This window comes from Rhodococcus sp. JVH1 (genome assembly GCF_000280725.2).
Taxonomy (GTDB): Bacteria; Actinomycetota; Actinomycetes; order Mycobacteriales; family Mycobacteriaceae; genus Rhodococcus_F; species Rhodococcus_F jostii_A.
Genome location: NZ_CP166289.1, coordinates 5,082,598 through 5,107,055, shown reverse-complemented (window position 1 = coordinate 5,107,055; position 24,458 = coordinate 5,082,598). Strand labels below are relative to the sequence as shown.

General features: G+C 67.8%; 21 protein-coding genes and 1 pseudogene. 7 read left to right on the top strand and 15 right to left on the bottom strand.

Annotated elements, in window-relative coordinates; translation table 11 throughout:
* Positions 1 to 5: 5 nt before the first annotated feature.
* From JVH1_RS23605 to JVH1_RS23560, 10 genes are all read right to left on the bottom strand, one after another.
* Positions 6 to 1,007 (bottom strand): MDR family oxidoreductase, encoded by a 1,002-nt coding sequence (locus tag JVH1_RS23605; protein ID WP_009475447.1) that lies wholly within the window; start codon positions 1,005 to 1,007, stop codon positions 6 to 8.
* Between the two features lie 88 nt (positions 1,008 to 1,095).
* Positions 1,096 to 2,166 (bottom strand): L-idonate 5-dehydrogenase, encoded by a 1,071-nt coding sequence (locus tag JVH1_RS23600; protein WP_009475448.1) that lies wholly within the window; start codon positions 2,164 to 2,166, stop codon positions 1,096 to 1,098.
* Between the two features lie 35 nt (positions 2,167 to 2,201).
* On the bottom strand, positions 2,202 to 3,140 hold the full coding sequence (locus JVH1_RS23595) for a sugar kinase (RefSeq protein ID WP_043779294.1): 939 nt from the start codon (positions 3,138 to 3,140) through the stop codon (positions 2,202 to 2,204).
* On the bottom strand, positions 3,140 to 3,754 hold the full coding sequence (locus JVH1_RS23590) for a bifunctional 4-hydroxy-2-oxoglutarate aldolase/2-dehydro-3-deoxy-phosphogluconate aldolase (protein WP_009475450.1): 615 nt from the start codon (positions 3,752 to 3,754) through the stop codon (positions 3,140 to 3,142). The genes JVH1_RS23595 and JVH1_RS23590 overlap by 1 nt, the downstream gene beginning before the upstream one ends.
* Positions 3,751 to 5,130 (bottom strand): MFS transporter, encoded by a 1,380-nt coding sequence (locus JVH1_RS23585; protein WP_043779296.1) that lies wholly within the window; start codon positions 5,128 to 5,130, stop codon positions 3,751 to 3,753. Before JVH1_RS23585 ends, JVH1_RS23590 begins: the two co-directional genes overlap by 4 nt.
* Before the next feature lie 51 nt (positions 5,131 to 5,181).
* Positions 5,182 to 6,717, bottom strand: coding sequence for a mannitol dehydrogenase family protein (locus JVH1_RS23580; RefSeq protein ID WP_009475452.1), 1,536 nt, complete (start codon positions 6,715 to 6,717; stop codon positions 5,182 to 5,184).
* A gap of 5 nt (positions 6,718 to 6,722) precedes the next feature.
* Positions 6,723 to 7,940, bottom strand: coding sequence for a D-mannonate dehydratase ManD (manD, locus tag JVH1_RS23575; protein ID WP_009475453.1), 1,218 nt, complete (start codon positions 7,938 to 7,940; stop codon positions 6,723 to 6,725).
* Positions 7,937 to 8,941: a 2-hydroxyacid dehydrogenase gene (locus JVH1_RS23570; RefSeq protein WP_009475454.1), complete on the bottom strand. Its 1,005-nt coding sequence runs from the start codon at positions 8,939 to 8,941 to the stop codon at positions 7,937 to 7,939. Before JVH1_RS23570 ends, manD begins: the two co-directional genes overlap by 4 nt.
* Positions 8,942 to 9,958, bottom strand: coding sequence for a LacI family DNA-binding transcriptional regulator (locus JVH1_RS23565; protein ID WP_005250920.1), 1,017 nt, complete (start codon positions 9,956 to 9,958; stop codon positions 8,942 to 8,944).
* A 112-nt stretch (positions 9,959 to 10,070) separates the two neighbouring features.
* Positions 10,071 to 11,045 (bottom strand): LLM class flavin-dependent oxidoreductase, encoded by a 975-nt coding sequence (locus JVH1_RS23560; protein ID WP_009475455.1) that lies wholly within the window; start codon positions 11,043 to 11,045, stop codon positions 10,071 to 10,073.
* A gap of 141 nt (positions 11,046 to 11,186) precedes the next feature.
* On the opposite strand from JVH1_RS23560, the gene JVH1_RS23555 reads away from it, so the two are divergent.
* Positions 11,187 to 12,317 (top strand): nitric oxide synthase oxygenase, encoded by a 1,131-nt coding sequence (locus tag JVH1_RS23555; protein WP_009475456.1) that lies wholly within the window; start codon positions 11,187 to 11,189, stop codon positions 12,315 to 12,317.
* Here JVH1_RS23555 and JVH1_RS23550 read toward each other — a convergent pair.
* Positions 12,285 to 13,199 carry a LysR family transcriptional regulator gene (locus JVH1_RS23550; RefSeq protein WP_009475457.1) on the bottom strand — a complete coding sequence of 305 codons (915 nt, stop codon included), beginning with the start codon at positions 13,197 to 13,199 and terminating at the stop codon, positions 12,285 to 12,287. The genes JVH1_RS23555 and JVH1_RS23550 overlap by 33 nt on opposite strands.
* A 122-nt stretch (positions 13,200 to 13,321) precedes the next feature.
* On the opposite strand from JVH1_RS23550, the gene mdlC reads away from it, so the two are divergent.
* Genes mdlC through JVH1_RS23535 form a run of 3 tightly spaced genes read left to right on the top strand, consistent with a single transcriptional unit; the run spans position 13,322 to position 17,802 of the window.
* Positions 13,322 to 14,908, top strand: a complete 1,587-nt coding sequence (gene mdlC / locus JVH1_RS23545; protein ID WP_005572989.1) for a benzoylformate decarboxylase — start codon at positions 13,322 to 13,324, stop codon at positions 14,906 to 14,908.
* Positions 14,909 to 14,955: 47 nt separating this feature from the next.
* Positions 14,956 to 16,317, top strand: coding sequence for an aromatic acid/H+ symport family MFS transporter (locus JVH1_RS23540; protein WP_083849747.1), 1,362 nt, complete (start codon positions 14,956 to 14,958; stop codon positions 16,315 to 16,317).
* A gap of 27 nt (positions 16,318 to 16,344) precedes the next feature.
* On the top strand, positions 16,345 to 17,802 hold the full coding sequence (locus tag JVH1_RS23535) for an aldehyde dehydrogenase family protein (RefSeq protein ID WP_009475459.1): 1,458 nt from the start codon (positions 16,345 to 16,347) through the stop codon (positions 17,800 to 17,802).
* A 25-nt stretch (positions 17,803 to 17,827) separates the two neighbouring features.
* Here JVH1_RS23535 and JVH1_RS23530 read toward each other — a convergent pair whose 3' ends face one another.
* Positions 17,828 to 18,298, bottom strand: a complete 471-nt coding sequence (locus JVH1_RS23530; RefSeq protein WP_009475460.1) for a group II truncated hemoglobin — start codon at positions 18,296 to 18,298, stop codon at positions 17,828 to 17,830.
* Positions 18,299 to 18,366: 68 nt separating this feature from the next.
* Between JVH1_RS23530 and JVH1_RS23525 the strand changes: the two genes are divergently transcribed.
* Positions 18,367 to 18,945: a TetR/AcrR family transcriptional regulator gene (locus tag JVH1_RS23525; RefSeq protein WP_009475461.1), complete on the top strand. Its 579-nt coding sequence runs from the start codon at positions 18,367 to 18,369 to the stop codon at positions 18,943 to 18,945.
* A gap of 17 nt (positions 18,946 to 18,962) precedes the next feature.
* Here JVH1_RS23525 and JVH1_RS23520 read toward each other — a convergent pair whose 3' ends face one another.
* Together JVH1_RS23520 and JVH1_RS23515 are read right to left on the bottom strand one after the other, a co-directional pair.
* Positions 18,963 to 20,378: an MFS transporter gene (locus JVH1_RS23520; protein ID WP_009475462.1), complete on the bottom strand. Its 1,416-nt coding sequence runs from the start codon at positions 20,376 to 20,378 to the stop codon at positions 18,963 to 18,965.
* Positions 20,375 to 20,827, bottom strand: coding sequence for a MarR family winged helix-turn-helix transcriptional regulator (locus tag JVH1_RS23515; protein ID WP_009475463.1), 453 nt, complete (start codon positions 20,825 to 20,827; stop codon positions 20,375 to 20,377). The genes JVH1_RS23520 and JVH1_RS23515 overlap by 4 nt, the downstream gene beginning before the upstream one ends.
* Positions 20,828 to 21,082: 255 nt before the next feature.
* Between JVH1_RS23515 and JVH1_RS23510 the strand changes: the two genes are divergently transcribed.
* Positions 21,083 to 22,279 (top strand): Ig-like domain-containing protein, encoded by a 1,197-nt coding sequence (locus tag JVH1_RS23510; protein WP_043779299.1) that lies wholly within the window; start codon positions 21,083 to 21,085, stop codon positions 22,277 to 22,279.
* Positions 22,280 to 22,288: 9 nt separating this feature from the next.
* Positions 22,289 to 23,698, top strand: a complete 1,410-nt coding sequence (locus JVH1_RS23505) for an FAD-binding oxidoreductase (RefSeq protein ID WP_009475465.1) — start codon at positions 22,289 to 22,291, stop codon at positions 23,696 to 23,698.
* A gap of 559 nt (positions 23,699 to 24,257) precedes the next feature.
* Here the strand turns inward: JVH1_RS23505 and JVH1_RS23500 are convergent.
* Positions 24,258 to 24,452: pseudogene (locus JVH1_RS23500) on the bottom strand (hypothetical protein); the annotation flags it as partial.
* Between the last annotated feature and the right edge of the window lie 6 nt (positions 24,453 to 24,458).

Below are 24,458 nucleotides of genomic sequence, written 5' to 3'. Positions count from 1 at the left end.
GGACGTTAATAAGTACTCACGGGGGCGACGCCCACCACGGCCCGGCCCGAGTAGGTGCCTGCCCGCACCTGGTCGATCACCGAGACGACGTCCGCGATCGGAACATCGTGGGTAATCGATTCGAGCCGGGACGGTGCGAGGTCGGACGCGAGACGGCCCCACAGCCGGCGCCGCTGGTCGATCGGGTACTGCACCGAGTCGATGCCGAGCAGGCTGACACCCCGCAGGATGAACGGCAGGACCGTGGTCTCCAACTTCGGTCCGCCGGTCAGCCCACTCGCCGCGACCGCGCCCCCGTATTCGATGGTGCTGAGCACGTGCGCCAGGGTGGCGCCGCCGACGCAGTCGACGGCGGCGGCCCACTGGGCCTTGCCGAGCGGACGCGGTTTCGTATCGGGCTCCGGAAGTCGTCCGATCACCCTGCTTGCGCCCAGTTCGGTGAGCAGTTCCGCCTTCTCCGGCTTTCCGCTCGACGCGACCACCTCGAAGCCCGCCGCCGACAGCAGGTCGACGGCGACGGTGCCGACGCCGCCACTCGCACCGGTCACGAGCACCGGACCGTTTCCCGGCTCGACACCACGGGACAGCAGCACCTCCACGCTCATCGCGGCCGTGAAACCGGCGGTCCCGATCGCGGCGGCGGTGCGGGTGGACATGCCGTCGAGTTTCACCACCCAGTCCGCCGGGACACGGGCGAACTGCGCATACCCGCCGTGGCGGGCGGTGCCGATGTCGTAGCCGTGGGCGACGACCGTGTCACCGACGGAGAACTCCGGGGACTGCGACTCGACGACGGTGCCTGCCACATCGATGCCAGGCACGATGGGGTACTCGCGGACCACTCCACCCTTCGGCGTGAGAGCCAGCGCGTCCTTGAAGTTCACGCTGGAGTACTCGACCTGGATCGTGACCTCGCCCTGCGGCAGGAACGACTCGTCGACCGTCTCCTGGGAGAGGCCGATGGCGCCCTCGTTCTCGCGAGCGATCCAGGCGGTGAATTCCTTCATCAGCTTGCTCTCCTGACCTCGGGGGTGCGTCGAGACCATCATGCGACAACCGTGTCCCGCAGACGAGGCCGGGGCGAAGTTCCCCGGATCAGAAGCGCAGGAGCACCTTGCTCGACGAGGACGCATCCCGGGCCGATGCGAAGGCGGTGAGCGCATCGGCGACGTCGTACTCGGCGGTGACGATCGGATCCACCACCAGGGAGCCGTCGGCGAGGGCGGCCACCACCTCGTCGATCTCGTCGTTGAACCGGAAGGAGCCGACCAGGTCCAGTTCCCGGGTGATCGCGATCGACACGGGTACCGGCTGATCGCCGGAGGGAAGTAGACCGACCATGACGACCCGGCCGCCGCGGGCCGTGCCGTGTATCGCCGATGCGAGACCGCGATGGTTGCCGGAGCATTCGATGGTGACGTCCGCTTCGACCGCCGCGACGGCGTCGGCGTCGGTGGCGGTGAGGGTCTCGTCCGCGCCCACGGCGCGCGCGATCCTCAGCGGGTACTCGTGCATGTCCACCGCCGTGATCTTCCCGGCGCCCGCACGCTTCAGTACCGCCACCACGAGCGCGCCGATGGGTCCGGCCCCGATGACGAGGACCGACCGGTCCTTCACCTCCCCTGCCCGCGCGACCGCGTGCCACGCCACGCTCGCCGGCTCGGCCAGTGAGGCCAGACGCAGATCGAGTCCGTCGGGAAGGACCCGGAGCATGCGGGTCGGCACGGCGACGTGGCTGACGAACAACCCGTCCGCGTGCGGAAAATGCGCCGCACTGCCCAGGTATGTGCATCCGGGCGAGATATTGGGGCGATCGGCCGGATACTTCGCGCTGTCGCCGCCGGGGGTCGCAGGATGGATGGTGACGGGGGTGCCGGCGCCGGGACCGCTTCCGTCCGTCGCACCGATCAGGACGGTGCCCGACGCCTCGTGTCCGAGCCGCATGGGTGCGCGAAGGATCGATTCGCCGGCGGCGCCGTGCTGCCAGTAGTGGAGATCGGATCCGCAGATCCCGCCGTAGGCGATGCGGATCACCGCTTCGTCCGGTTTCGGTGCGGCGATAGGCACCTCCTCCACGCGCAGGTCCTGCGCACCGTGGGCGACGACCGCCTGCGCGTGCGTCGGAACCTCGATGGCGTGTGAAGCGGTGGTCGGGCTGGTGTTCATCGGTGAAGTCCAGTTCTGTCGGAGGTCGGAGCCTGTCATCTGGTGACGGGTTCCGCGGTGGTGAGGAGCCCGAGTTCGTCCCGGCGCGGCATGCCCTCCCAGTCGCCGGACACGGTGCACGCGAACGCCCCGACCGTCACAGCGGTTCGCAGCCGGTCGGCGGGTGCCACGCCGGCCAGACGTTCCGCGAGGTAGCCGGCGACGAAACCGTCTCCGGCCCCGACGGAGTCGACCACGTTCACCGGCACCGCGGGCAGGGAGTACGTCTCTCCGTCGATCATCGCCAGGCATCCCTGGTCGCCCAGTTTCAGGATGCTCTCGCGTGGTCCGAGGTCGCGGACACGGGCGACGAGTTCGGCGGGGGTGCCGTCGCCCACCGCGATCGCGGCCTCGCCCTCACCTGCGAAGACGATGTCCGACAACGCGATCAGCTCCCGGAAGACGGGGGCCGCGTCGTCCGGCGACCACAGCGCGCGGCGATAGTTGAGATCGAACGACACCGGAATGCCCAGTGCGCGTGCCCGTTCGACGCAGTGCAGGGTGGTCTTCCTGGCGGTGTCGGACAGGGCAGGGGTGATGCCGGTGACGTGCAGCAGGGACGCCGACTCGAGGCGGTCGTCCGCGATGTCCGACATCGCGAGCCGCGACCCCGCGCTGCCGGTCCGGTAATACCAGACGCGGGTGGCGGTGGCGGTTCGCCGCTCCTTCACCATCAGTCCGGTCGGAGCATCCGGATCGCGGATGACTTCGGCGGTGATTCCCTCGGCCCGGAGTTCCCGTTCGATCAGGTCGCCCAGACTGTCCTGGCCGACGCGCCCGATCCAGGTGACGTCGACGCCGAGTCGCCGCAGCGCGATCGCGAAGTTCGATTCGGCGCCGCCGATTCCCAGGTGGAGCGTGGAGGTGTGGGCGAGCGGTCCGGTGTCCACCGCCCTGGTGAGGGCCATCGTCTCGCCGAATGTCAGCACCGTCATCACGCGACCTCCAGTTCTGCGACGACGTCGGCGAGGCGCCGGCATCGTTCGGCCAGCTGCCCGAGGTCGCCGCCGCGGAGTGCGTCCCCGATCAGCGGGCCGCCGAGGCTGACCGCCGCCGCGCCGGCGGCGACCCACGCGGGGACGTCCTCGATGCCCACCCCACCCGAAGGGACGACCTGGATGTCGGGGAAGGGTCCGCGCAGGTGCCCGATGTACTCCGGTCCGACTACCGATGCCGGGAATAGTTTCACGGCAGTCGCACCGGCGTTCCATCCGTTCCACAGTTCGGTCGGGGTGAATCCGCCCGGGTAGATGGGGATTCCGGCACGGACGGCCGTGGCGATGACGTCGAGGTTGGTCGTCGGGGTCACGAGGTAGTCGGCACCCACGTCGAGGGCGGCGCGGGCCTGGTCGACGGTGGTGACCGTCCCGACCCCGATCTCGACGCCGTCGGGTGCGGCGCGCCGGATGCTGTTCAGGGACTCGAGGGTGCCGGGCGTGCTCATCGTCAGCTCGACGGCGCGCACCCCGTTCTCGGCGAGGACGGTCACCACGGGGGCGTATCGGTCGGCGTGCGCGGCGCGCAGCACCGCGATGACGGAGGAGGTCATGCCGCCGTCACCTCGCGGTCGGTGGAGTTGGCGGCCAGCGTGAGGTCGCGGTCGCGGGTTTCCGGTGCCATCGTCGAGGCGATCAGAACGGTCACGGCCATCACGATCATGTAGACGGCCACGGGGATCCACGAGCCGGAGAAGGCCGTGACGAGGGCCGCGCAGATCAGTGGTGCGACACCGCCCCCGAAGATCGAGGCGAATTCACGGCCGAGTGTGACGCCGGCGTAGCGGTAACGGGAGCCGAAGATTTCCGGGAAGTAGCTCATGGTGACGCCGACGGCGCCCTGGCAGGCCAGGATGAAGCCGACGATCATCGCCATCGTGATCAGCAGGTGTGAGCCGGTGTTCAGGGCCAGGAAGGTCGGCACCGGCAGGATGATCAGAGCGATCACGATCGAGATGTACACCGGCTTGCGGCCCACCCGGTCGGACAGACGACCGAACCCGTATGCCGCGATGCCGCCGCAGATGGCCCCGACCAGCAGCACCTTGGGAATGAACGTGGGGTCCACGTGCACGTCGTTCTTGAGGTACGACGCCATGAACACCTGGTACGTGTACGACTGCGCGCTGATGCCGATGGTCATGAACATGACGATGAACAGCGGCTTCTTGCCGTTCGCGAAGATCTCCTTCACCGGCGTCTTCGGAACCTGGTGCTGCTCCTTCAGTTCCTGGAACACCGGGCTCTCGTTGAGCTTGCGGCGAATGACGAACGCGGCGACCGTGACGAACAGACTGCTGATGAAGACGAGACGCCAACCCCAGGACATGAGCTGCTCTTCCGGCAGGAGCTGCGCTGCGATCCACGCGACTGCGCCGAGCGCCGTGCCCAGTGCGGCTCCCGTCATCACCAGGGCGGCGAGCCGACCTCGCCTGCCTATCTGCGCCGTCTCCGTCAGAAGGGTTGCACCACCAGACTGTTCGGCTCCCGCTCCGAACCCCTGGAAGAATCGGCATACGACGAGGAGAGCCGGTGCGAGCAGCCCGACCTGACTGTAGGTGGGCAGCAGGCCGATACCCAGTGTCGCGCCGCCCATCAGCATCAGCGTCGCGACGAGCACCCACTTGCGGCCGAGACGTTCTCCGTACCGCGAGAAGAACAGGCCACCGAGCGGCCGGGCGAGAAACCCGACGGCGTAGGCGCTGAAGCTCGCGAGGATGCCCGCCGCGGGCGAGATGTTCGGGAAGAACAGGGTGTTGAAGATCAGCGCCGAAGCGGTGCCGTAGATGACGAAGTCGTACTGCTCGAGCGTGGTGCCGATGAGCCCCGCCCACGCCGCCCGGCGGACCGCGGACGGGTCTGCCTGGGATGTACCGCCTGCGCGGCCGGGAGTTTTCGGGTTCACCGTGGGGTCGAGTGTAGTGTCCATGGATTCCTCCATTGGTGGTTCCCGGAATTGTCCGGGCAAGGGGTGAGGGAGTCAGATGGTCGCGCTGGACCGCAGCGACGTGATCGTCCCGAGGTCCGGGACCGGATCGGATGCTTCGCCTGCGGCGACTGCCGGCCCGTGACGGACGATGATGTCGACGAAGTCGGCGATTCGCGAGACGAACTCGGTGTGCGAAGCGAGGGTGCTGGGAAACAGACCTCCGTCGACGAAGACGGAGCGAACGAATTCGGTAGTGGACGCGGCGTTGTCGGCCATTCCTGCCAGGCGCGGTCGAGCGGGGTCGGTCATGGATCGTGCGTGGGGGCCGGGGTCGAACCCGGGCGGCGGGGCGATGCAGCAGAGGTATGCCGCGACTGTGAGAGAAAGGTACTGCGGGACAGTACCGCGGCGGAGGTGTTCGAGTGCCGGGATCGGGATGCGCTGCGCCAGTTTGACCGATCCGTCGGATCCGACCTGCGAGGTGCGGTGTCCCAGAGCGGTATTGGACCAACGCGAGAAGAGTTGCCGGATGTAGTCGTCCGTGTCCACCGATTCGGGAACGGTGACCGTCGGCAGGTACTCGTCGCACAGGATGCGCCGCGCTGCGGCCTCGACGAACGGTTGCGCGACGGATTCGGGGATGGTGGCCCGCCCGTCGAGTGCGCCGAGGTAGGCGATGAGCGAATGCGTCCCGTTGAGCAGCCGGACCTTCATCAGCTCGTAGGGCTCGACGTCGTCGGTGAACAGCGCGCCACCGTGCTCCCAGGCGGGACGGCCGGCGGCGAACCGCTCCTCCATGACCCACATCGTGAACGGCTCCGCGGGGACGGCGATCGTGTCGCGCACGCCGAGGTGTGCCAGTGCCGACTCGTTGTAGCGGTCCGAACCGGAGGGCACGATGCGGTCCACCATGGAGTTGGGGAACGTCACGGACGAGTCCATCCAGGACAGCAGGTCGTGGCGGAGAGTCGGCGCGAACGTGCCGACGAACTCGCGGACGAGTCTTTCGGTCTGACGCCCGTTGGACAGCAGATTGTCGCAGCTGAGGATCGTGACCGGGGCGGCGTGTGTGCTCGCCCGCAGGGCCAGTCCGCGGGCGATCTGCCCGATCGTGGTGCGGGGCGTCCGCACCTCGCGGAGGTCGCGGCGAACGGCGTCGGAGTCGAGGTCGAGGGAACCGGTCTCGGGCGACACCGTGTACCCGTGTTCGGTCACCGTGATCGTCACGATCTTCGTCGCCGGGTCCGCGATCGCGCGGACGACGGACTCCGGGTCCCGTTCGGCCACCAGGGTTCCGGTGTGCGAACCCGGGACGCTCACACGAGAACCCTCCGGCGAGATCTCGACGACGCCGTACAGGAGGTCCTGCGCGTTCATCGCATCGGCGACGGTGCTCGAGCGGCTCGCCACACCGAGGATGCCCCACGGTCCCGGTTCGCGTTCCATCGCGAGCGCGGTGTACACCGCCTGGTGCGCGCGGTGGAAGTTGCCGAGGCCCAGGTGCACGATCCCGGTGCCTTCCGGCACCCGCCGGTGGATCAGTGCCGCGGCGGGAACGTTTCGGCGCGAGAGTGTCGGTTCGGACATGCTCGTCACCAATCCGTCATGGAGCCGTCGCGGCGCCGGGCGACCGGTAGATAGGCCTGCTCGTACGGATATTGCTCCGCGAGTTCCTCGTTCATGCTCACTCCGATGCCCGGAACGTCGCCGGGGGTGAGGTGCCCGCCCGAGAACGACCACGCGTGGGGGAAGACCTCGCTGACGAGCGGGTCGTAACCCATGTACTCCTGGATTCCGAAGTTCGGCGTCGCGAGCCCGAGGTGCAGACTCGCACCCAGGGAGATCGGCGAGACGTCCGACGGGCCGTGCGGGCCGCCACGAATCTGATACACCTCGGCGAGCGCGAAGATCTTGCGGACGTGGCTGATTCCGCCCGCGTGGACGATGGCCACGCGGATGAAGTCGATCAACTGTTCGGTAATCAGGTGCTGGCAGTCCCAGATCGTATTGAAGACCTCCCCGATCGCCAGGGGTGTGGTGGTGTGGTTGCGCACCAGACGCAGCGCGTCCTGGTTCTCGGCCGGCGTGACGTCCTCGAGCCAGAACAGGTCCACGTGTTCGACCGACTTCCCCAGCCGCGCGGCCTGCTGCGGGGTGAGCCGATGGTGGGCGTCGTGGAGCAATTTGAGGTCGGGGCCGACGTGTTCACGTACGGCTTCGAGGATCCGGGGTGCATGGTTGAGGTACGCGTCGGTGTCCCACACCTCCTCGACCGGGAGGGCGCCGCGGCTCGCGGGCTCGTATCCGGTGGCGCCCTGGTGCACGCCGTACACCGAATCCAGGCCGGGAACCCCGGACTGCACTCGAATCGCCTGAAAGCCCTTCGCGCGCTTGGCATCGACGGAGTCGAGCAACGCGGGCGCGTCCCACCCGGTCGCGTGGGTGTAGGACAGCACCCGGTCGCGGACGGCACCGCCGAGCAACTGGTAGACGGGCTGGCCGAGGGTCTTGCCCTTGATGTCCCAGAGGGCGACGTCGACGGCGCCGATCGCGGCCATCGTGACGGGCCCGCGCCGCCAGTACACGCCGCGATAGAGGTACTGCCAGGTGTCCTCGATCCGCGCCGGGTCGCGCCCGATCAGCAAGGGCGCGACATGGTCCCGGAGGTACGACGCGACGGACAGTTCGCGGCCGTTGAGCGTGGCGTCACCGTAGCCGACGACACCGTCGGCCGTGGTGATCTTCAGGGTGACGAAGTTGCGGGTGGGGCTGCAGACCAGCACGTCCGCGGAGATGATCTTGTCGGTCATGCTCGTGATCCTTTCGAGCCGGCGGCGGGTGCGACGACGTTGCGCAGTTGATCACCGCGCGCGAGTCGAGTGATGTTGTCGGCGATGTCGTCGACCCGGCCGACGAACGTCTGTTGTGAGACCCCCGAAGAATGCGGTGTCATCAGGATGTTGGGGAGTTCGGAGAACGGCAGAGCGCTGGGCGTCCCGCGACCGTCGGGACCGGGATAGTCGTACCAGACGTCGATGGCCGCAGCCGCGATGGTCGACGAGGACAGTGCGTCGAACAGTGCCTGCTCCTGGACGAGAGGTCCGCGGCCCACATTGACCAGCACACCGTCGCGGCCGAGCGCGCGCAATTCGTCGGCGCCGATCATGCCCCGCGTCCGGTCGTCGAGCGGTGCGGACACCACGACGACATCGGATTCGTCGAGGAGACGCCCGAGATGGGACACGTCGGCAGCCCAGTCCAGTCCCGCACCCGGCGCGTCGACGTTGCCACGACCGGTCACGGCCGCTCCTGTCGCGCCGAATGCCCGGAACAGAGTCCACGTGGCGTGGCCGATGTGGCCGAACCCCACGAAGCCCACTCGCGCGCCCTGCAGCGAATTCGACTGCGTGAGACGGTCGTCGTAGACCGAGGTCGCCCAGACGCCCTGCCGGAGCGCCGTGTCCTGCGCGACGAAGCCGCGCCGGAGCATCACCGTGGCCGCCACGACGTATTCGGCGATCGACTTCTCGTGATGGAAGGTGTTCGCCACCAGCACGTCCGGCGCCAGGGCATCGAAGGCGATGTTGTCCGTGCCGGCACCGGCGACGTGGACCAGACGCAGCCGCTCGGCAGCCGATGCCATGGACGGTGTGAACTTTCCCCCGACGTAGACGTCGGCGTCGCGCAGATCCTCGATCAGGGCGGCCTCCTCGAAGCTGTCGTGCCACGACAACCGTGTATCCGACGGAACTGCGGCCTCGAGCCGGGGTCGGTGCGGCATCAGGTTGCTGTCGGCAACAACGATTTTCATCTAGCGGCTCTCTTTTCCGGGGCGAAACACGCGATCGTGCGCCGGTCCGGCCGAAGCCCGGACGACCAGTTGCGTGGGGAGATGGATTTCTCGGATATCGGAGTCCGGCTCGTTCGCGCGCTGGAACACCAGGTCCAGGCTCAGTACACCGGCTCGTGCCATCGGCACGTTGATGCTCGTGAGTGCGGGGCTGGCGAGTTCGGCCAGCGGCGAGTCATCGATGCCGACGACGCTCAGGTCCGCCGGCACCGAGAAGCCCATTGCGCGGACGCCGTTCATCACTCCGATGGCCATCGGATCGTTGTGCGTGATCACGGCGCTCGCACCCGTCGCGATCACGCTCGCGGCCGCGGCGTGACCGCCCGCGAGGGTTTCCTGCTGCCAGCCGAGCAGACTCAGCTGCACGTCGCGGGCCTTGCAGAATTCCTCGACCGCGGCGACGCGGCGCTGGTTCGACCAGGATTGCGGCGAGCCCTGGACGTACGCGAGGTGCTCGTGTCCGAGGGCAACGAGGTAGTCGATGGCCTGGCGAATTCCGTCTTCGGAATCCGCCACGATGCAATCGCATTCGGGTGACGAGCGGTTGACGAGCACCAAGGGTGTGTCGCCGGCGAGCTGCACGATGTCCGATGCGGGCAGCCGTGGAGCGCAGACCACGAGTGCGTCGACGCGCCCCTGCAACTCGCCGAGAACCTCACGCTCACGGTCGGCGCTGCCGTCGGTGTCGGTGAGGAGCACGGTCTGGCGCCGGTGCCACCCCTGCGCCTGCGCCGCCTTCACGAAGCTCGCGAACACGGTGTGCCCGATGTCGGGTACCACGACCGCGACGGTGGTGGCGGTGGGGCGCACGACGTCGGTGCGGGTCGGTGACGCCGCCCGGTAGCCGATCTCGTCGGCGACCGCGATGATCCGCGCGAGCGTGTCCGGTCCGATCCGGTCCGGGGCACTGAATGCCCGTGACGCGGTGGACAGGGATACCCCTGCGCGTTGTGCGACCTCGGTCAAGGTGGGTGCCACGCTGCTACCGCCTCGCTGTTCGTTGTGACTGCCGACACACACTATCCACCGCCTTGCGCAAGATTGTCAACAGTTGCGCAAGGTTTGCGGCAGGCGTGTGCGTCGTGCGTGTTCACACGTCCAGGAGCGACAACTGCCGATCGGATTCGAACAGCGCGGCCCGGTCGAACGTCGACGTCGAGGCCAGTAGTTCGTCCGCACCGGTACGCGCGGCCAGGGCCCCGAGCGCGACTCTCACCTGCTCGGCGGTGCCGTGAATGGAGTTCGCGATCGACGCGTCGACCTGTTCGCGCAGCCGCGGAGTCCACGCCTGACCCCGGATGTCCGCGACCGATTCGAGCGGCGGGAACTCGCCGGTCCGGCTCGACTGTGCCAGCGCCCACGCCTCCGGAAGCAGCAGCTCACGCGCGCGGTCTTCGTCCTCGGCGATCATGACCTCGAGCGAGACGATCACGTACGGGGACCGGTTACCCGCGGACGGGACGAAGCTGTCGCGGTACCGGTCCAGTTCCGGAACGCGGGCGCCCGACCCGCCGAGGATCGGCCCACCGACCACCACCGGCAGACCCGCCTGCGCGGCGAAGTCGAGCCCGCGCCGGGTAGCGAGAACGAACATCGGCGGTGGACTCGTCACGTGGGGCCGGGCGGTCACGGCCCCCTTGCCCTCGAGGTAGCTCCGCACCTCGTCGAGATCGGCGGCGAACGTGTCGGGGGCGTTGCGGTCGCGGCGCAGCGCCTCGCGGACCGGCTTCGTAAATCCCAGCGACCGCCCGACGCCCAGATCGATCCGGCCCGGGTACATCGCCTCGAGCACCAGGAACTGCTCGGCCACCACGAGAGGCTGATGATTCGGCAGCATCACACCACCCGAGCCCAGCCGGATCCGGTCGGTGCGGGCACCGAGGGCGGCGAGCAGCACCGGCGGCGACCCACTCGCGATTCCCGGCACGGCGTGGTGTTCGGCGACCCAGAACCGATGGAATTCCCACTGTTCGGCATGCACCGCACGCTCGATCGTTCCGGTCAGCGCGGCAGCGTCGGGCGCACCCCGGCGCGTGCGGGACCGGTCCAGAATCGAGAGCTTCACCCCCGGGGCAACGGTCCGCCAGCCGACGGTATTTCCTCACCCCGTCCGCACTCGGTGGACGAGTGTGCCCGCTTCGCTGACATACTGACCGCCGCAGGATCCACGATCGCCGGGAGGTCAAGGGTGAGCAGCACAGGGACTATGTCGTACTCGCTGGACGTCACGTCGCGGTCCGCAGCGCAGATGCGGGAGTGCGCAGAATTCTTCAGCGAGCCCGAGCTGGCCCACCTGCCCACCTCCCGCCTCGCGGACGCACTGGAGTCGCTGGCCGAGACGGGCCGCTACGAGCACACCGTGGAGGAACTGGAGGTCGGCTCGCAGCTGGCGTGGCGCAATCACGCCCGCTGCGTCGGTCGCAAGCACTGGCGCACGCTGAAGCTGATCGATGCCCGGCACGTCACCACCGCGGACGAGATCGCGGAGGCGTGCTGGGAGCACCTGCGGGTCGCGACGAACGGCGGCGCCCTGCGCTCGGTCATCACGGTCGGTCCGCTACCGCTGGCGGACGGACGCGAGTACAAGATCGTCAGCCCGCAACTGATCCGGTACGCGGGCTATCGCCACGCGGACGGGACGGTGACCGGGGACCCCGCGCAGGTGGGCATCACCGAGACGGTGACGAAGATGGGGTGGCGCGGCGCAGGCACGCCGTTCGACGTGCTGCCGCTGTTGATCAGCACCCCGGACGAGACGCTGCGCTGGTACGACGTTCCCCCCGACCTGGTGCTCGAGGTCGAGATCGAGCACCCCGACTACGCCTGGTTCGCCGATCTCGGTCTCAAATGGCATGCGGTGCCCGCCGTGTCGAACATGAGTTTCTCGGTCGGCGGGCTGACCTACCCCCTCGCCCCGTTCAGCGGGTGGTACGTGAGCACGGAGGTCGGGGCTCGCAACCTCAGCGACCAGGATCGGTACGACATGCTGCCCGCCATCGCCGAACGGCTGTGCCTGGACACGACGTCGGAGCGAACGCTGTGGCGCGACCGCGCACTGGTCGAACTGAACCGCGCCGTGATCCACAGCTACCGGCAGGCCGGTGTGCACATGGTCGATCATCACACCGTCGCCAAGCAGTTCATCAGCCACGTCGAACGCGAAGAGTCACTCGGCCGGAAGTGCCCCACCGACTGGTCGTGGATCAACCCGCCGATGTCGGCGGCACTCACTCCGACGTTTCACCGGCTCTACGACGCACCCGACATGGACATCCGCCCGAACTTTCTCCCGGCCGCCACTGCATCAGGATGTCCAATCGGCGGCGGGAGCCTGTAGGACGTCGGCTATCAACTCCCGCAACCAATCGACGCCCGGCGACGGGAGAGCCCGCCGCACGGTAAAGAGCGACACCTCGACGTTCGGTATCTCGACAGGTAGTGCGAACGTGCGGACGGGCGAGGACCGGGTGAACAGTTCCGCGACCCGGCTCGGCACCACGGCGAGGTGCCGGGTCTGCGCCACCAGTTCCGGCAGCACCGCGAAGTGCGGTACCCGCACGGCGATGTCACGGCGACGCCCCATCCTCGCGAGGGCTTGATCAGCGTCCACGTGCCCGGCGGCGGCGTCGACGACGATGTGCCGTTCGGCAAGGAAATCGTCCAGTCCGGGTTCGACTCCGATCCGCGGATGCCCGAGTGCGCACAGTCCGACATAGCCTTCCCGAAACAGGGGGTCGCGGCGCAGATCCGGCGCGTCGATGCGCGGTGTGCAGATGACGGCGTCAGCACGACCCTGACGCAATTCCTCTGCAGCACTGGCAAAATCGAGCGGCGTTACTTGCACGGCGCAGCCGGGAGCGCGGGTTTCCAGCGCCGCGAGCACTCCGGGGAGCAGTGAAATCTCCCCGAGATCGGTGGCGCAGATCCGAAAGGTTCGGTCCGACGTCTCGGCGTCGAATTGACCGACACCGGAGACGGTCTCGTCGATAACCTCCAGCGCCTGATGCAACTGCGGGTACATACTCGCCGCCAGAACCGTGGGCGCCAAGCCGTCCGGCGACCGGATGAAGAGGTCGTCGTTGAACTGCCGCCGCAGTCGGCGGAGCGAATGGCTCACCGACGGCTGCGTGATGAACAGCAGCTCCGCCGTGCGGGTGACGCTCCGCGTTTCATACAGCAGCACGAAGGTCCTGATGAGGTTGAGGTCCACGTCGGCCATACCGATAATATAGATCCTGTCTATGTGCTGATCGATAGTATTCATTGGACCTATAGGACGCGGCTCCCTACCGTGGTTCACGTCACACCGCGAGAACCATGCGAAGAAATGGAGAACACCTGATGGCCGACGTCAGCGAAGCGACCTATGACCTACTGCGGGCGCATGGCCTGACCACGATCTTCGGCAACCCTGGATCGAACGAGCTCCCCTTCCTCGCCGGGATGCCCGACGACTTCCGCTACATCCTGGGTCTGCACGAAGGCGCCGTCCTGGCCATGGCCGACGGGTACGCCCAGGCCCGTGGCGGCGCGGCCTTCGTCAATCTGCACGCCGCCGCGGGCACCGGCAACGCGATGGGCGCGCTCACGAACTCGGTCTACTCCCACAGCCCGTTGATCATCACCGCCGGGCAACAAGTCCGCTCGACCATCGGCCAGGAGGTGATGCTCGCCAACGTGGACGCGCAGTCGCTGCCGAAACCCCTGGTCAAGTGGTCCTGCGAGCCGGCGTGCGCGCAGGACGTGCCGCGGTCGATCAGCCAGGCCATCCACATCGCGAACCTGCCCGCGAAGGGTCCGGTCTATGTGTCGGTGCCGTACGACGACTGGGCGCAGGAAGCACCCGCCGAGACGAAGCACCTCCTCACCCGCGCCACAACCACTGCCGGTTCCCTCAGTGCGGATCAACTCGCCACCCTCGTCGACGCCCTCGACCGCGCCGAGAACCCGGTCCTCGTACTCGGACCGGAAGTCGATGCCGAGTACGCCAATGACGACGCGGTCCGTCTCGCGGACGCACTCGGCGCCCCCGTCTGGATCGCGCCGTCCCCGTCACGATGCCCGTTCCCCACCCGCCACCGCAGCTTCCGCGGGGTCCTGCCAGCCGCCGTCCAGGGCATCACCGACGCACTGGTCGGGCACGACCTGATCCTCGTCGCGGGAGCACCCGTGTTCCGGTACCACCAGTTCGTCCCCGGCGAGTACCTGCCCGACGGCGCCCGGCTCATCCACCTCACCAGCGATCCCGGCGAGGCCGCCCGCGCCCCGATGGGTGACGCACTGGTCGGCGGTGTGCGGGATGCGTTGTCCCGCCTCGCCGACAGCGTGACGCCGGGCCGCCGCCCGGTCCTGCCGCCGCTACCCGACATCCCACAGGCCAGGACGTCGTCCGAGCGCGTGCATCCGGAGGAGCTGTTCGAACTGTTGCGCGGCACTGCGCCGGACGACGCCGTGTACGTCAAGGAGTCGACGTCCACCACCGGCGCGTTCTGGTCGCAGGTCGACGTCTCCCGCCAAGGCAGCTACTTCTTCCCCGCATCGGGCGGGCTTGGATTCGGACTGCCCGCCGCAGTCGGTGCCCAGCTGGCGAATCCGGACCGTCAGGTGATCGGCCTGATCGGAGACGGCTCGGCCAACTACGGCATCACCGCCCTGTGGACGGCCGCGCAGTACGACATTCCGGTGATCATCGTCATCCTCAAGAACGGGACCTACGGCGCACTGCGCTGGTTCTCAACGGTGCTGGGATCCGGCGAGACCCCCGGCATGGACGTTCCCGGGATCGACTTCACCGCCATCGCTGCGGGTTACGGCGTGACGGCCACCGCGGTACGGACCGGCGACGACTTCGTCCGCGCCTTCAAGACCGCCCTCGGCAGCGGAAAGCCTGCCGTGATCGAGGTCGAGACCGACCTCACCGAGCCGTGATCGCCCCACTCGTTCCCACGGCAGCAACGCTGCCCCGCATCGGGAGTATGCCCTTGTCCCAGAACCCGCTGTCCCAGAACACAGTTACCTCGATCGTCTCCAACGCCCGACTGCGGCCGTTCCATTATGGTGTCGTAGCCTTGTGCTCACTGCTGATGATCATCGACGGATACGACATGGTCTCGTACGGCACCGTGATCGTCCATCTGATGGACGAGTGGAACATGGACCCGGTCACCGCCGGTACCCTCGGATCCACGGCGCTCGTCGGCATGCTGATCGGCGGACTGTTCGTCGCCCCGCTCGCCGATCGGTACGGCCGTCGTCCGCTCATGCTCATCTGCGTGACGGTGGCGAGCGTGGCGTCGTTCAGCTGCGCATTCGCCGGCGCCCCGGCGCAACTCGGCATTCTCCGCCTCGTCGTCGGTGTATCGCTCGGCGCGCTCGTACCCAACTTCACGGCACTGATTGCCGAGCTCGCCCCACGAACGTCGAAGGCACTGCTCGTCACGTTCGTGTCGTCGTTCTACTCCGTCGGTGGCATCGCCGCCGCGGTCTTCGCAATCAACGTGGAGCCGCTCTGGACGTGGCGCGGTGTGTTCTACGTCGCCGGTCTGCCGCTCCTGTTGTTACCCGTTCTGCTGAAGTACCTGCCGGAGTCGCCGGAGTTCCTCGCCATCAACGGTCGTCAGGACAAGCTAGAGGCTGTGCTGTCCAAGGTCGACCCGGGTCGCGACCTGAGCGACGTCGTGGCCACGCCACGTCCGGAAGTTCGGAAGGCACCTGTCGCGCAGCTCTTTACCAACGGAAACGCCCTGAACAGCTTCCTGATTTGGATCTTCTTCGCGATGTGCATGTTGTTGAGTTACGGGCTCAACACGTGGCTACCGAAACTGATGCAGACCGCCGGCTACGCTTTGAGTTCCGCGCTGTGGACCTTGGTGGTGCTGAATCTCGGGGGCATCGCCGGCGCGATCTTCGGCGGCTGGCTGGCCGACCGCTGGTCCTACCGCAACACCCTGATCACGTATTTCTCGCTGGCATCCCTGTCGCTGGTGGGACTGTCCTTCAACCCGGCAGCCGCACTGCTCAATGTGCTGCTGTTCGTCGCCGGTGCGGCTACCATCGGCGCGCTCGCCATCATCCACGCGTTCGCCGTCGAGTTCTACCCGACCGAGGTACGGTCGACCGGCGTCGGGTGGGCTGCGGGCATGGGACGGATCGGTGCGATCGGTGGCCCCACCCTCGGCGGCGCGCTCCTCGCTCTTCATCTACCGTTCCAGCAGAACTTTCTCGCCGTCGCCGTACCGGGAGTCGTCGGCGCGGTCGCGGTGGCAATCGTCGCCAAGCGGAAGTTCCGCTCGCCCCGCACCGAATCCGCGGCACCGTCACCCGTACTCGCGTCCTGACCGACCTCACCGAAAGAAGGATCGACCATGAGCCTGCTCGACATCGACTGGGAGAAGAAGGTCTTCACCGGCAGCTGGACCGCCACCGAAGGCGCGTTCTCCGAGGTCGTGGAGCCCGCGACGGGTAGCACCCTCGGTCACGTCGGCACCACGACCGCCGCCGACGTCGCCGCGGCTTGCATCAAGGCCGCCGAGGTCCAGCGCCGCTGGGAGAAAATGCCTTTCGAGGATCGGGCCGCGATCCTGCGCCGCGCAGGCCAGCTCTTCGAGGAGCACGCAGCCGAGATCGAGACGTGGATCGTCCGGGAGGCCGGATCGATTCGCGCGAAAGCGAGCCTCGAGACGCACGTCGCAGCGCAGGAATGCTACGAGGCGTCGGCGTTGCCTTCGCATCCCAAGGGTGAGGTGCTCCCGTCCGCCGACGGACGTCTGAGTTTCAGCCGTCGGATCGCGGCGGGTGTCGTCGGCGTGATCGCTCCGTTCAACTTCCCCCTGATCCTCTCGATCCGCGCAGTGGCACCCGCACTGGCACTGGGCAACTCAGTGATTCTGAAACCCGACACCCGGACCGCAGTGTGCGGCGGTGTGGTGCTGGCGGCCGTGTTCGCGGCCGCCGGGGTGCCGGACGGCGTCTTCCAGATGCTGCCCGGCGGCGCCGATGCCGGTGCCGCCCTCGTCACCGACCGGCACACCCGCGTCATCGCGTTCACCGGCTCCACGTCGGCGGGACGGAAGGTCGGCCAGGCCGCGGCCGCGCACCTCACGCGGGCACACCTCGAACTCGGCGGCAACAACGCCCTCATCGTCCTTCCCGACGCCGACGTCACCAAGGCTGCGTCGGCCGGAGCCTGGGGCGCATACCTCCACCAGGGCCAGATCTGCATGGCCGCAGGCAGGCACCTGGTCCACGAATCGGTTGCCGACGAATACGTGGCGGTGCTCGCCGAGAAGGCGCGAGCGCTCCCCGTCGGCGACCCGTACACCAGCGAGGTGGCACTCGGCCCCATCATCGACGCGGTGCAACGCGACAATATCCACCGACTGGTGACCGAGAGCGTCTCGGCCGGAGTGACCCTCGTCGAGGGCGGCACCCACGACGGGCTGTTCTACCGCCCGACCGTCCTCGACCACGTGCAGCGCGACACACCGGCGTTCTGCCAGGAAGTGTTCGGCCCCGTCGCTCCCGTGCTGCGCTACTCGACGATCGACGAGGCCGTCGAGATCGCGCGCGACACCGAGTACGGATTGTCGCTGAGCGTCCTCGGCTCGGATGCGATGGCGGCATGGGAAGTCGCGCAGCAGATTCCGACCGGGCTCGTGCACATCAACGACCAGACCGTCGGCGACCACGCCCACATCCCGTTCGGCGGAATGGGATCCTCCGGAAACGGCGGACGAGTCGGCGGCGCCGCAGCGAACCGCGAGGCGTTCACCGAACTCCAGTGGGCGACCATCCAGGGGCCGATTCAGCAGTACCCGTTCTGATCGGCCAGCTGACACCCTGCCCTACTCAGCCGCGATAGGGCGGGGCCACGCCCCACCCCCAGTGCGGTACGGGTGCGTGCTCGACCACCTCGGCGCCAGGGCTCGAGTTCTGTAACGCGAGCCTGGTGCCCCACTCGACGTATGCCATGAAGGCCGAGCGGAATTCGGGGTCGGACGGCAGCCCGGCGTCGTCGGCGGCAAGACTCATCGTCGCGGCGAAGCGGTGCCGCTGCTCCCGGCTGATGTCCAGACCGATGTGGTGTCGCAACATCCGTTCGTAGCCACCGAGTCGGTCGGTGTAGCCGGGTGGACCGCCGAACACCTCGCACCACCACAGCGTTACGTTGCGGCGATGCTCCTCGTGCACTCCGCCGGGGAACATCGGGGACAGCAGGTCGTCGCGCTCCACCCGGTCGTAGAAGGCATCGATCAGCCGCCGGAACGACTGCTCACCGCCCGCCCATTCGTACAGGGACGGTGTTTCCTGATCACCCATGGGAGCTCCTCATCTCCGTCTTCTCCATTACAATACACACCAGCATTGGATTGAAACGAGGATCAAGCATGACTGTGACCGGGCGCAGCCGCGACACCGACATCGACACTCGCGTGCTGAATGTGGCGGGCAGGCAATTGTCCCGGGCCGGATACGACGCGATGTCGATCGCCGCGATCGCCGCGGAGGCCGGCACCACCCGGCAGGCGCTGTACCGGCGGTGGGCGTCGAAGTCGGAGCTCGCCGCCGCCGTCGTGGCGCAGTTGGCCGACGAACGGTCGGGGCGGGCCTCGGCCGACCCCTTCGGGGATCTGGTGCGCGAGCTGACCGACTTCCAGCGCGGGGTGTCGCGGAGCGGCCGGTTGTCGCTGGTCGGCACGATGCTGCAGGACACGACGGACACCGACGTCCGCGCGCAGTACCGCGCCCGGGTGGTGGCGCCGCGCCGGCGCCGAATCCGCGCCATCCTGGACCGCGCCGCCGGACTGAAGCTGATCGACGCCGACGCCGATCTCGACGTCGCCGTCACGATGACCACCGGCAGTTGGTACGGCCGGGCGTTGGCCGGTGATCGCCCACCCGCCGATTGGCCGGCCCGGACCGCGACATTGATCTGGCGGGCCGTCGGCGGGACGCCGCCGGCCTGACGCGGTTGCTACGCCGTCTACGCGTTCGTCGACCGCCGGTCCCCCATGTTCCGTGACATCAGGACACCGACGAGGAGGAGGACACCCGCGACGGCGATGAACCAGCCCGTGCGGTGCAGTCCGTCGTCGCCGATCACATGACCGGCGGTGGTCTGCAGCACGACGGCCGACAGATTCGCCCCGATGTACTGCACGGTGCGGTACATCCCGATCGCCGTGCCCACTTCCTCGACGGACGTGACCGAGCTGATCAGGTTCTGATTGCCGATATTGTTGAATCCATTGGGAATTCCCAGCACTGCGGCCACGAGGAGCAGCACGACGATCGGGGCCGTACTGCTCTCCACCGACGCCAGAAGCAGGCCACCCACCAGGAGCGCACACGTTCCGACGGTGAGCGTTCGGCGCACCCCGTACCGCCGATATGTCCGTGACGCGAACAACGTGGAGCCGATACCGACGACGGCGACGGGCAGCATCGTCAGACCCGCCTCGGTGGCGCTCATTCCGCGGGAGTACTGCAACCACTGCGGGATGCCGAAGAAGACGCAGTAGAACGCCGTGTAGGTGAGGAGGGTGCGGGCGAGTGTGGCGCTGAGCGCACGGTTCCGGGCCAGGGCCCGAACGTCGATGAACGGTTCGTCCGCGCGTCGTTCCCATTGGACGAACAGGGCGAACACCAGCGCCCACACGGGGATCAGCCACCAGACGGGATCGGTGGTGAGCGACAGCAGGAACAGCATCGTCGACGAGACGAGCCCGAGGAACAGGACGACCCCGGCCACGTCGAGCGCGTGCAGCAGTTGCCGGCCGCTGACCGAGATGCCGCCGACGAAGCCGACCTTCGCGAATTTCGTGACCGCGACCGCGCTGAACGCGACGATCGGGAGGTTGATCCACATGATCGACTGCCACCCGAACGCCCCGACGAGCAGTCCGCCGAGCGTCGGGCCCAGTGCCACGACCGCCTGGCTGCAGATCGCGAGGGTCGTGATCGCGGTGCGCGGTTGCGCGCCATGTCGCTCCGCGTACCCGCGAATCATCGTCATCGCATTGGGATACTGTGTCGCGGTTCCGATTCCGACGAGGATGCGGGAAAAGATGAGCCAGCCGACGCTGGGTGCGAGCAGACCGGCGATCGAGCCAAGCGCTACCAGGGCGAGGCCCCCGAGGTAGACCTTCCGGGCTCCGAGCAGCGCGCCGAGCTTGCCTGCCATCGGGGCGGTGACGGCCGTGGCGATGTAGAGCCCCGAGATCACCCACGTGATCCCGGACGAGGAGCCGAACTGGGCGGCGATGCCGACGATCGCCACCGCGATCATCGACGAGTTCAGCGGCTGGAGGATGCTTCCCGTGGCGACGGAACCGCTCACCCGGAACGGGACGGACGGGGACTTCTGGGCGAGGCCGGTATCGGCGACGGTCGCGCTCACGAGTTCATCAGTGACGCCTGCGGCGCCGGTTCGGGAGTTCCGGCGAGCCGGCGGAGTAGCCGTCCGGCGATGAAGAGGAGGTCACGTTCGGCGTCGGTGCATTCGGCGGCCAGCGCGGCCGTCAGCCACTCGCTACGCCGCGACCGGTCGTCGACGAGCGTCTGCAACCCCAGCGCGGTGATCGCGACGATGCTCGCTCGCGCGTCCTGGGGATCCACGGTCCGCGTAACCATGCCGGATTCCTCGAGCATCGAGACGGTCCGCGCGATGGACTGCGGCGCCACCTGCTCGAGATCGGCGAGAGCGCGTGCGCTCATCGGACCTTCCCGGTCGAGATGCGCGAGGGCCTGGAGCTGAGAGGGGGTGAGCAGGTGCCCCGCTCGCTGGGTCCGGATACGTCGGTTGAACAGAACGACGTCCTCGCGGAGCTGATCGACCTTGCGGTCCATGGGGCCTCCCTCTCACAGTCAGATTCATTAGCCAGTCTAGCTGTTTTATTTCCGGTCTTCAATGGCCGTAATCGTCCCGATATCAGCGAAACGGACGCTAATTTTCATCAGTACTGCTGTCTAATGCACCGAGGGGAGGCGCCACGCGCTCGAATTCCTGCAGGTAGGGCGAGCGGGGCGGGTGTCTCACAGGAACCTCCGAGGCGATCGCTGGCAGTATGAGGACGGCGAGCGCTGATCCAGATCCGAAAGAAGGTGGTCGTGACTCTTCGCACACGGACAGCCGGCATTGTCGCGGTGGTGGCCATGACGTTCCTGGCAACGGCATGCACCATCGGAGACACCGGCACCTCGGAACCCCCGACCACCTCCCAGTCCGCGCCCGCCTCGATTGCCGTCCCCGCCGCCGACGGGGCGCCGATCAACCCGACCACCCCGATCGTGGTCACCGCGACGGGCGGCCGGCTGACGGCCGTGACCGTCACGAATCCCGCGGAGCAGAACACACCGGTCGCCGGAAACCTCACGCCCGACGGCACGAACTGGACGAGCAGCCAACCGCTGGCCTACGGCTCCACGTACACAGTCGTCGCGGACGCGGTCAACCCCGACGGCGCCCCGGTCGAGCAGACCTTCACCGTCACGACGTTGACGCCCGGCACCACCGCGTACGCGAACGTCGTCCCGGCACCCGAGGTCGTCGCGGACACCGGGATCGGCGTCGGCCAGCCGATGGTCTTCCAATTCACCGCACCGGTCGTGAACAAGGCCGAGGTGCAGCAGCGACTGCAGGTGACGACGACACCGCCGCAGCCCGGCGCCTGGTATTGGACCGACGACCAGAACGCGCACTACCGAGCGGCGGGATACTGGGCGCCCGGCACCAAGATCCACATCGAGGCCGACGTGTACGGCGTCGATCTGGGCGACGGGATCTTCGGCGCCGAGAACAACTCCGCCGACTACACCGTGCACGACTCGTGGGTGGCCAAGGCGGACGGGGCGAGCAAAATGCTCACCGTGTTCCACAACGGCGTCCAGGAGAACGCGATGCCGATGAGTCTCGGCACCCCCGATCACCCCTCGCACGAGGGTCCGCACGTGATCTCCGACAAGCAGCAGAGCATCATCATGGACTCCTGCACGTACGGGGTCTGCGCCGGCGACCCCGACTACTACCGCGAAAAGGTCGATCTCAACCTGCGGATCTCCAACGACGGCGAGTTCGTCCACTCGGCGCCGTGGTCGGTGGGCGACCAGGGCAGCAGCAACGTCTCCCACGGCTGCGTGAACCTGGCACCCGCCAACGCGCAGTGGATGTTCGACCATTTCGGTATCGGCGACGTCGTCGAAATCACCAACTCGGGCGGACCGCTCCTGCCCGTGTGGGACACGTACGGGGACTGGGAGGTCCCGTGGGATCAGTGGCAGGCAGGTAACGCAACCGGATAGGAGGCGCTCGTGAGTTCACCATCCGCGGAATGTGTCGCGCAGTTGAAGGCGGTTCTCCCGCACCGGGTTCATCTGCCGGACACCGACGACTACCGCACCGCACTGGGCAGAGTGTTCTTTCCCGATGCCGCGAGACGCCGGCCGTCCTGCGTCGTCCAACCGGTGTCCGTGGAGGAGGTCTCCACCGTCATGAGGGTCGCGCATCGGACGGGCGGCACCGTCACCGTCCGCGGCGGTGGGCTGAGTTCCAACTGCGTCGCCGACGATGCCGTCATGCTCGACCTGTCGGCGCACCTGAACACGGCCCGACCCGACGACGACCGGGTGGTCGTCGCCGGCGGTGCCACCGTGGGAACCATGCTGGACGCGCTCGCACCCACCGGCCGGGTGGTACCGGTGGGGATCGTGGGCCACGCCGGGTTCGGACTCGTCACCCGCGGCGGCGTCGGATACCTCACTCGCAGTCTGGGATTGACGCTCGATCAGCTCGTCGAGGTCGAACTCGTGCTTCCGTCGGGCGAGGTCGTCCACCTGTCCGATGCCAGCACCGGCGACGAGGCGGATCTGTGGTGGGCGGTCCGGGGTTGCGCGCCGTGCTTCGGCGTCGTGACGTCGGCGGTGCTGCGGACACACCCGGTGGGTCCGGTGTGGGTCGACCGCATGGTGCTCGGACTCGAGGCGCTCGCCACCTACTTCCGTGTCGCCCCGACGCTTCCGCGGGACACGACGATGGGCGCGGTACTCGGCTACAGCGCACTGTCTCCCGACGAACCCGTCCTCTTCGTGTACACCGCATGTGCGAGCGGGGACGAATCCGACATCGACCGCGCCCGGGCGGCTGCCACCGCGGTCGCCGACGTGTCGGGCAGCGTCCTGTACCGGTCGGAGTTGTCCGGCACCTACCTCACCGGGTTACCCGAATTCGCGCCACCCGGACCGGGCGGCGCAGAACCGGAACCGATCCGGCTGCCCGGACCGGGCGAGCGCCGGGGGTCGTTCTTCGGCAAGGCGGTCTTCACCGGACCGACCCTCGACTCCCCACTCGCGGAGGCGTTGGCCACCCAGATCCGCGGGGCGCCGACGCGCGAATGTCGTATCGACTTCCAGCACACCGGCGGAGCCCTCGCCGACGTCGGTGACGGTGACACCGCGTTCTGGGGGCGGAGCGGCGAGTGGAACATTCCGCTCAACGCCATCTGGTCCGACCCCTACGACGGTGCCGCCTGCCTGTCGTGGGCGGCCGGCACCCTCGACGCGCTCGCACCCCACACGATCGGCGTCTACAGCGTCGAAGTCCGGCCGGGCTTTCCCGAGACCGGCGCCGAGATCGACGCGGCCTACGGCGGGAACCTTCGCCGACTGCGAGAACTGCGGCAGCGTCACGATCCGATGGGAGTGCTGACGCACTATCCGCTCTGAGATTCCGGGTGTCACACGCAATCGTCAACGGGAGCCACACCGGCGAAACGGGCCGCGAGGAAAATCGACCGCATCCAGTGCACCGGAGATCAAGTGGCGGTGCGATTTCCGTCGGGGGGACGAACCACCTGCACCGCATCCCCCGCAGCACATGCCTGACGGACGAACTCGTCTGGACCGGGACGGGGACCAACTCGTCCCCTCCGCATGATAGCTGTAGAGAGGTGTTCTCGTCCCGACCGCTGCGAGGCGACAGCACGATCAGGTAGAGGTTGTGGCATCACCCCGCCAGCCTCGCGGAACCACCGCCATCCGACCGTCTTCGACACGCAGACTGCTAGCGGACATGCCAACCTCCCTGTAGGCGGACACGTTCGTCCCTGCTGACGGACAGCTGATCGCCCTGTCGATGGGCATGGGGCCGGCGGTGTGTCGGTCCTGACACCGACGCCCCTCCGGGGTTTTGCTCGAGGCCTTCGACCACCTTGAGCGACTCCCACCGGAGGGACGCATGAAGAAGTCTGACAGGGACATCATGGAAACTCTCGAGGCCTACGACGTAGCCCTCGTCGGCACCGTTGCGGACCACGACACCACCCTTGACCCGGATAACCGCTCTTTTCGGTGTTCCGTCCGGGCGCAACACTCCGGCGCGTTTCATGATTTCCTGGGCCTTCACGAGTTTGAGTTTCTTGCTGGCGTCGGCACGCAACTCGTTCGTTTCCCCGGACCGGTACCGGGAGACGGCTGCTCTTGGAAC